General features: G+C 35.2%; 13 protein-coding genes. 2 read left to right on the forward strand and 11 right to left on the reverse strand.

The window, feature by feature from the left end; all coding sequences use genetic code 11:
- From A9G11_RS12260 to A9G11_RS12275, 4 genes are all read right to left on the reverse strand, one after another.
- On the reverse strand, positions 1-452 hold a 452-nt coding region (locus tag A9G11_RS12260), incomplete at its 3' end, for a hypothetical protein (protein ID WP_176701277.1).
- A gap of 144 nt (positions 453-596) precedes the next feature.
- Positions 597-968 (reverse strand): hypothetical protein, encoded by a 372-nt coding sequence (locus A9G11_RS12265; RefSeq protein ID WP_218056145.1) that lies wholly within the window; start codon positions 966-968, stop codon positions 597-599.
- Between the two features lie 379 nt (positions 969-1,347).
- Positions 1,348-1,665, reverse strand: coding sequence for a hypothetical protein (locus A9G11_RS12270; RefSeq protein WP_065619887.1), 318 nt, complete (start codon positions 1,663-1,665; stop codon positions 1,348-1,350).
- The gene (locus A9G11_RS12275) at positions 1,662-3,230 is read right to left on the reverse strand and encodes a VENN motif pre-toxin domain-containing protein (protein ID WP_141674428.1); all 1,569 of its coding nucleotides are present in this window, start codon (positions 3,228-3,230) and stop codon (positions 1,662-1,664) included. The genes A9G11_RS12270 and A9G11_RS12275 overlap by 4 nt, the downstream gene beginning before the upstream one ends.
- On the opposite strand from A9G11_RS12275, the gene A9G11_RS14840 reads away from it, so the two are divergent.
- On the forward strand, positions 3,210-3,386 hold the full coding sequence (locus A9G11_RS14840; protein ID WP_081298568.1) for a SymE family type I addiction module toxin: 177 nt from the start codon (positions 3,210-3,212) through the stop codon (positions 3,384-3,386). The genes A9G11_RS12275 and A9G11_RS14840 overlap by 21 nt on opposite strands.
- Before the next feature lie 97 nt (positions 3,387-3,483).
- Here the strand turns inward: A9G11_RS14840 and A9G11_RS12280 are convergent, their stop codons facing one another.
- Together A9G11_RS12280 and A9G11_RS12285 are read right to left on the reverse strand one after the other, a co-directional pair.
- Positions 3,484-3,807: a hypothetical protein gene (locus tag A9G11_RS12280; RefSeq protein WP_065619889.1), complete on the reverse strand. Its 324-nt coding sequence runs from the start codon at positions 3,805-3,807 to the stop codon at positions 3,484-3,486.
- 11 nt (positions 3,808-3,818) lie between these two features.
- Positions 3,819-5,240, reverse strand: coding sequence for a VENN motif pre-toxin domain-containing protein (locus tag A9G11_RS12285; RefSeq protein WP_065619890.1), 1,422 nt, complete (start codon positions 5,238-5,240; stop codon positions 3,819-3,821).
- Positions 5,241-5,495: 255 nt separating this feature from the next.
- On the opposite strand from A9G11_RS12285, the gene A9G11_RS14845 reads away from it, so the two are divergent.
- The gene (locus A9G11_RS14845; RefSeq protein ID WP_081298569.1) at positions 5,496-5,648 is read left to right on the forward strand and encodes a SymE family type I addiction module toxin; all 153 of its coding nucleotides are present in this window, start codon (positions 5,496-5,498) and stop codon (positions 5,646-5,648) included.
- Between the two features lie 46 nt (positions 5,649-5,694).
- Here A9G11_RS14845 and A9G11_RS12290 read toward each other — a convergent pair whose 3' ends face one another.
- The 5 genes from A9G11_RS12290 to A9G11_RS14635 all read right to left on the reverse strand — a co-directional run.
- Complete coding sequence (locus tag A9G11_RS12290) at positions 5,695-5,901, reverse strand: hypothetical protein (RefSeq protein WP_065619891.1); 207 nt, start codon at positions 5,899-5,901, stop codon at positions 5,695-5,697.
- 161 nt (positions 5,902-6,062) lie between these two features.
- Positions 6,063-6,482, reverse strand: coding sequence for a hypothetical protein (locus A9G11_RS12295; protein ID WP_065619892.1), 420 nt, complete (start codon positions 6,480-6,482; stop codon positions 6,063-6,065).
- Position 6,483: 1 nt separating this feature from the next.
- On the reverse strand, positions 6,484-6,822 hold the full coding sequence (locus A9G11_RS12300; protein WP_218056146.1) for a hypothetical protein: 339 nt from the start codon (positions 6,820-6,822) through the stop codon (positions 6,484-6,486).
- 146 nt (positions 6,823-6,968) lie between these two features.
- A complete protein-coding gene (locus A9G11_RS12305) occupies positions 6,969-7,574 on the reverse strand; it encodes a hypothetical protein (RefSeq protein ID WP_065619894.1) in 606 nt (201 codons plus the stop codon).
- A 2-nt stretch (positions 7,575-7,576) separates the two neighbouring features.
- Positions 7,577-8,435: DUF6862 domain-containing protein (locus A9G11_RS14635; RefSeq protein WP_218056147.1), on the reverse strand; the 859-nt coding region annotated here is incomplete at its 5' end.

Below are 8,435 nucleotides of genomic sequence, written 5' to 3' on the forward strand. Positions count from 1 at the left end.
CCCATACTTGCTATGGTGAGTCCTACCGCTAGCTGAGTTAAGGCACTGATGTTATCTTTTTCTTCTTCCGTTAGGTCTTTTACATCTCTATCTCCATATAAGGCTTTTTGGATAATTGGGGCTGCTATCTCCCCTGTGACTGCACTCGCTCCACCTACTACTCCTGAGTGACCTTGTAGCTCCGCTACCACCGCTCCTAGTATTGTATGTGCCACTAATCTCGCTGTCTCATTATCACCTGCTTGTTTTTTTATCTCTGTTGCTATCCATGGTGCGCTTGCTCCTGCTAATCCGCCGGTTATATCGCCTGTGATAATCCCTGTCACTATCGCTACCGCTGAGTCTACACCTTTACTAAAGTCATTACCCATCTTGCCTTTAGTTGAGTCCTTACCCGCATCCTTGTTAAGGTCTTTCTCCAGTTGTTTTACTTGTGCGGCTAAATCTTTCAACCCCGTTACGATATCTTGTTTTCGTTGCTCTTTCTCTTTGTCAAAAATTGGTTTGAGTTTTTGATGCGCATTATCGGTATCATGACTTAGTTCATTGATATCTTGTTTTTGCCCCTCTTTATCACGAACGATTAATTCGCCTTCCTATATCGCTGAGTGGGTGATATTGGATGATTTATCTCCATGTTCATACACCGATGGCTTGTTGCTTGTCGGTGTTAACTTGTTCGGTCCGCCACTATCTCCTTGATTGCCATAACTCGCTCCTCCTGACACCGAAATACTGCTTACATTATATTCCGCCTTGTTTTTAATATCACTAAAGCCTATCGTTCCTGTTTCTAAACGATTACGGGTTTTATCCTCTGCCTCTGAAGCTATCACCGCACCAGTTAACTCGGTATGATTGCCTACCGTGATATCATATCCACCTTCTCCTGCAAATATACCTGATTGCTCATTCACCGATGCATAGTCACTCTTCATCTTATCTTGACGGAAGAATTCCATATTCAAACATATAGCTGACCTGAAACTTCTTTACAATAGTTTCAATATGTGACGGGAGTTATAAACATGGTAGAGTTATAAAGTAGTAAAATACTCGTCAGTTGGATTTGAATCAGTAATCAGGCGCATGCTAAGCACCAGCACCACAACTTAATGAGCGATTTTATACCGTCGGTTAGATGCCTCAAGGCACAAAACCCACCTCCTGACCCTAACTCACCATTAAAGGCAAGTGGCTATAGCAGATAGGCTTTTATGTGTGCTGCCCTGTTATCATTAAGATTGAGCAGGGCAAGTTAATTATTGAACTTGCGATGCAAATCTAGAAAGAGATAAATAGATCCCTGTACACATTGTGTGATAGGGATCTTTTATTACAATAAAACTAAATCTGGAAATCGTTCCGCTGGGATAGCTTTAAGAGCTCTTTTAAATAATGATTATATTGTTTACCTTTCTTCATTTTTGCATATTCTTCAACAGTGATAATTCCGCCATTTATAATTGAATTATCAACCCGAGAAATTTCAAGAGTAATAACACATTCACCATTAATAAGATAAGTATATATATCTTCACCCTGTTCTATCATTTGATATAAACAACATGCTGAATCCACTTTATTAAAAATTTTTTTTAAGTAAGGAATCACAATTTCTTGTTCCATCTTATTGAATTTTTCCATTAATTGATCATCAGTCATTTTATTCTTCCTGGTGTTACGGTTACTAAATTGCCTTTTTTATCAGTAAGTATCGTCATAGTATTTGTTGGTTTACCGCTAAATTTATCTATACCTATATATTTATCTAATCTAATAACTCTCTCATAAAGAGTATCTGTCTGACCAGAGACTTTGTTATACGAAGATCTAGTATTACTAATTGGTATTTTAACTGTATCAGAACTATTTAGAATAGCCTTAACATCTGTTTCACTAATTGTAAATTGACTAGCATTCGTTTTACCCGAGAAATGGCGATTTTGTACATGAATCCAACCAGATTCAATATCACCAGTCTTTATATTAATACGAGATTGAACAATAGGATGATCTAAATCAGTCTTAGCTATTGTATTATCTGCTCCATTTGAAGCCTTATATCCATTAGATGTTGTTCCCGTAGTCCCCTTCCCGGCACTTTCCTCTTTAATGTTATGATTTTCTGAATTTTTATTCCCTTTCGGTGGAAGTACCTTTCCATTCATTGCTTCACTTATGATTTTACCATATAGAGCATTAGAAGCTAACATCAAGGCATCTTCATAACTCAAACCTTCATTCCGGATTTTATGTATTATTTGATTTACATTTGGTGCTGATGCAAATGAACCAAGAATAGCATCATTAATAAATTTCTCTTGTATTTCTGATTCTGATAAACCTTCAGAACGCCATTTATTAAGTAAAACTAATCCCCTTATTTCACTTAAATAAGGATTATTAACTAGGCCTGTTTGTGTAAAATCCCAACCTGATGCATCATAAATATCCCAACTGCCAAATGAATGATTCCAACGATTATCAATTTGACCTTCCATTATCCCGTCACGCATTGCATCAGAATACCATGAGACCAATTGAAAATATTCATCTTCTGATAAACCACCTGATTTATATAGCTCTACTAATTTTTGCCCCGCTTCTTGTTCTTTTTGCATATATTCATTGTAAACATTATTTCTACATTCATCTGTTTTACAATCGTTATATTGTTCTTGTAATTTATCTACTTCATCATAACCTACAATATCTTTGATTTTTTCCCAAAGTTTTCTGCTTTCTTCATTAAGTTTTTCAACTCCTCGTTTGTTACTTAATAAGTTATTCTCAACCGCATTTTTACTACTATTCACTCCTGTTGTTATATCACTTTCATCTCCTCCCATACTTGCTATGGTGAGTCCTACCGCTAGCTGAGTTAAGGCACTGATGTTCTCTTTTTCTTCTTCCGTTAGGTCTTTTACATCTCTATCTCCATATAAGGCTTTTTGGATAATTGGGGCTGCTATCTCCCCTGAGACTGCACTCGCTCCACCTACTACTCCTGAGTGACCTTGTAATTCCGCAACTACGGCGCCCAGTATTGTATGTGCTACTAAATTCGCTACCGGACTATCTGTTTTCCATTCCCCATTTTCCGAATGACCTGTGTGGAGTTTTATCTGTTCGGCAACCCATGGCGCTCCAGCCCCTGCTAATCCGCCAGTAAATCCCTGCGAGCCACCTCGTAACATCATTACTCTGTGGGCTACATCAGCATCCACCACGAACCCAAAGCAAAACCGATTCACGCTAACTACAGCAAACAGCCTGCACTTCACCTTAAAGGCAACTGGTTAGAAGCGGTCGGATTTACCACCGGGCAACCTGTCACCATCACCGCTAAAAAAGGGAAGTTGATTGTCGAGCTTGCGATGTAGAACGCATAATCAGTAAATAAATTAACTAGTTCTACGAGACAGATCGCAGATATAAGAAATCCCAGTTTTTAGGCTGGGGGGCTTAATTCAGTGAATACTAAAAATCAGACCATTCCGAGTATTCAATATCTTCAGGTGTTAGTTTTTCTATACCATCTTCTTGTAACATCTCATTAAAATTTTTTATCGTTTTCTCTAACGCATCTTCAATTGTATTTCCTATGCCCCCTGCCCACTCTGGATACCCATCAAATTTTCTTTTTATTGCAATATCTGTTTTTCCTGTATATAAACCATCTTGTGTTTCACTCACTTTTACTTTCATTTTTGCGTATGGCAACACACCAATCATCCAGATAGTAAACTCAGCAACCAGCTTATCTATTCCACTCACTTTGTCTAATTTTAAATCATGCCACATACAATTTCTCCTTATTGTTTACCAAATGATATAATTCTTTTGTCTGGGGCTATATCAATATATTTACCATTTTTGTAGTATCTTGTAACACCTTCGGTATATTTACCAACATTCTCTACAACTCTAGCTCCTTTCAAGTTTTCAGAAAAAGCTTTAGCTTTGTTTAGATACTGTTCTGCAGTTTCAGCATTAACTTCTTTACCATGTTTTTCAAAATGTTTTTGTAGTGATTCTTCAGGAGTATTATTACTTCCTTCATGCCACGTAGTTTTAATTTTTTCACTATTTTTTGAATCAACATTTCCCTTTCCTGCTTCAGAAGGTTGCTGAGAATTTTTATTATTTTTATTGCTATTTTTGTTTTCGTCATCATCTGGTGGTAATCCTGGAGCTCCGCCTGCTGCAATGGCTCCTGAACCTCCTAATATTTCATTGTTTTTATCGTTATCATCTAATGATTCGTTATAAATTCTATCACCAAAGGTCTTATCACCAAACATGATATGTGACAAACCTTTATTTGCTATTATTTGTGCATCTAGCCAAGCTATCTGTTCAGGAGTTAATTCTTTAATTTGGTTAATATCTCGTGTTTGTCCAACCTTCATGGCTTCTTCTATTTGTGCATTAGTTAAACCAAAATTGAGACCTAATTGCATTAATGCATTTCGACATGATGCAATTTTCATACACGATTCATAACCTTTTTCTAACCCTTTAATTACTCCTCTTGCTAATCCATTATTCTCAACCGCATTTTTACTACTATTCACTCCTGTTGCTATATCACTTTCATCCCCTCCCATACTTGCTATGGTGAGTCCTACCGCTAGCTGAGTTAAGGCACTGATGTTATCTTTTTCTTCTTCCGTTAGGTCTTTTACATCTCTATCTCCATATAAGGCTTTTTGGATAATTGGGGCTGCTATCTCCCCTGAGACTGCACTCGCTCCGCCTACTACTCCTGAGTGACCTTGTAGCTCCGCTACTACTGCTCCCAGTATTGCATGTGCCACTAAATTCGCTACCGGACTATCTGTTTTCCATTCCCCATTTTCCGAATGACCTGTGTGGAGTTTTATCTGTTCGGCAACCCATGGCGCTCCTGCTCCTGCTAATCCGCCTGTTATATCGCCTGTGATAATCCCTGTCACTATCGCTACCGCTGAATCTACTCCTTTACTAAAGTCATTACCCATCTTGCCTTTAGTTGAGTCCTTACCCGCATCCTTGTTAAGGTCTTTCTCCAGTTGTTTTACTTGTGCTGCTAAATCTTTCAGCCCCGTTACGATATCTTGTTTTCGTTGCTCTTTCTCTTTGTCAAAAATTGGCTTGAGTTTTTGATGCGCATTATCGGTATCATGACTTAGTTCATTGATATCTTGTTTTTGCCCCTCTTTATCACGAACGATTAATTCGCCTTCCGATATCACCGAGTGGGTGATTTGTGTGCTTTAATGATGTAAAAATAATTCAGGAGTCTATACCGTTTAATCTTATCAAAACGATTAAAATAAAATTTGAAAACCGGGAATTTTTAAAGTTATTTCAGGATATTAATACATTACCGGAAGAAGAAAAACCATGATGAAGATATTTTTGGATGCCTTTTTAAGGCAAGAAGCAGATTAAACTGCTGGTTAAATAGGACAGATAAAACAACAAGTAACTCAGCAGTAACAAGCAAAATACCTGCACCACAAGGCACAAAACCCAACCCCAAACCACAACTGACCATTAAGGGGCGCTGGCTGGAGCAGATAGGCTTTTATGCCGGGCTACCGGTGGTCATTAAAGTTGAGCAGAACAAGTTAATTATTGAACTTGCGATGCAGTTCTAAAAATAGGTAAGAAGAACCCCGCTGGTTAAGGCGGGGGATTATATAGTCACTTTACAGTCATTCTTAGAGCATTGTAAGCTCCGCATATATCGCAACTCATATGCCTTTCAATTTGTAAAGGGTCAGTTTCAATTTCTACATCTTGTACTTTTAAAAAACTTTGCTGACAAACAGGACAAAGGATATTTGCTGTTGGATTCACGCCTAATATTTTTCCCGCCTCAATCCATCGTTTTACTATTTCACTATCCATACTATTTACTCCTTAAAGCACCGGATGCTTTCTCTGCAAAGTCATAAGCTGCTTTAGTTTTTTGAGAAGCCATTGTCATACCAGAACCATTATTTAATAATCCAAATTTATTTTTTAATTAGCAAAATTTAATACTCTAAAATCAATAGTGAAAAAATAGTTTATCTATCAATTATCCTAGGCTCTTCAAAATAAGGTGAATTTTTATAATCTTCTAACCACTTTTTATCACCTTCTAACATTCCCGAGAAAGAACGAGAAAATAAATTAGAAAAATATTTTAATGCTCTAATATTTCGTTGAAAAGGTGTATCATTCGAATCAATTGTTACTCCTATATTCCTATCTTGTTCGTTCATATTACTAATAATAAAATTACTTATTGAAAATTTTTCAATCTTAGTTTTTGATATAATTATGTTATAAAATATATCAGTTGTTTCCCTCCACATAACAAATTCTAATTGAAAATCCTTTTTAGAAAGTAAAATTGTTACGTCATCAATGCTTTTAACTTCAAATTTATATTTATAAATAATCGAAGAAAATACCTCAATAAATACTTGCAAATATCTATTCATGCTATTTAACCTTATACATTTGATTTGTTTTACTATTATATTTATAACCATTCTCAAGCAAATAATGATATTCTCTACCAAAACCTGTTAATTCTTTTAGACCAGTATCTATATTTAAACGATAAAGTTTTGTATCAATTGGTTTAGTTGCCAAAATAATATTATCTCCTCGTTTTATCGCATTATCTAACCACGGCTTATTATATTCATTCCAAAATTGCGTTGGGTTTTTATAATACTCATCTGGTGTGTTAAGTAAATTAAATCCTCCTTTTCTAGCACCAAAGTCAGTAGATTTTTCTAAATTTAGTTCTTTTATAATATATTGAGTATCATCCATATATGTACCTAGAATTGTTGTGGTTTTATTTGGATCGGTTGTAAGAAATGCACCAGATGTTGCTTTGTGATTTAATTCATGAATTCCCTTTCCGGCATTAAATTAAATTTAAAAAAATAAAACCCTACAAATGTAGGGTTTATCATTTATTTCTGATATATTCTAGGGAAATATTCGTTGATTTTATCATTATCAAGCAATCTATCAGTGGTAAAATCAACCATGTCAGAAACGGCTATTCCATGACGTAATTCTTCAGGAAAATCTTCAATTGATGCATATATTGTTGGAATTAAATATCTAAAATAATCGCCCATTTTAGTATTACCATTAAAACCAACAGGATAATCTTCACCTTCAAAACTACCTTCAATTGCTTGATATTCAAAAAAACCTTTATTTATTACTAGATTAGCTTCACTATAATGACCGGAATCATTAAAGTCATTTTTTAATTCATTTAAAATAGTTTCTTTATTAAGATTATTTTTATGACGCCAATAGGAATACAAATCTAACTTTAAATCACCTTTTTTATTTTTTGGATATACTGAATAAATGGAAGATTCCTCCCATATATATTCATTTAATTGATCAAGTAATATCTCAACATTTTCAATAGATAATAGACATCTTGGTAAATTACCATAACAATTATTTATCATTACAGCTAATTTGCCATTTTTGTCCATAGCAAACCATGTGAAAATTATTCCAAACTCTGGTTTCCAATTTATATTCAATATATTCATTTTTATTTTTTCCCTTTTGGCCAAGTAATTTGACAGTTTTGACATGGTGGAATAATAGCGTCAGAAGGTATCTTATCTTTACCCCAAACATCTCGAGGTCTCAAAGCATCTGTAAATCTTATATTTTCTGGCTTAGAACCCATTCGAATTAATTTATCAGCTCCAGAAACTTCAGCGCATGCCCCTGCTTTATTTTTACAAAAACTTGTAAATTCTCCGATTTTAACACCTAATTGCTGTTCAATATACTTTACTGTTTCAGGATGTAATGCTTCTGCTGTTATATTTGCAGTACTATAACCAATTACTCTATTGCCTGTTATAGGATCATATGCACCTACCATCGTTGCATTTTTCGCTGCTTGATTTTTTGAACTAAATTTATTAATTTCATTTATTAATTCTTGCTGTGTTTCTGCTGCTAATTTTTTGGTTTTAGTAACATCAATCCCCTTTCCAGCATTAGCGTTATAACCCATCGCTGCAGCTAAAGATTTCGATACAGAATCCGCTATTAAAGCCCACCTATATTCCTTTTTAACTTCAAGCAAAGGTCTACCACTTACTTTTGATATTGCTTCAATGTCTTTCCAATAACTTACCGAATCCCTGTCTAATCCTAATAATATATTATCAAGGTTATTCGAATCTTCTCTGTAAACATCACTATATTTTATAGTTCTTGCAGCTTCTTCGGCATATTCATTTTGCATTTGCCATGCTTCTTGTAGTAATCCTTGACAAGCTGAACTTGATATATTACCTGCATAACAAGTTTCTAGCAAAACCAGATCACGTTTTTTATCTAATTTTTCAAAGTACTCTAATTCTTTCTTTTCATCTTCCGTTAACTCCTCACCT

Source organism: Gilliamella sp. wkB108 (assembly GCF_001690195.1).
Classification (GTDB): domain Bacteria; phylum Pseudomonadota; class Gammaproteobacteria; order Enterobacterales; family Orbaceae; genus Gilliamella; species Gilliamella apicola_L.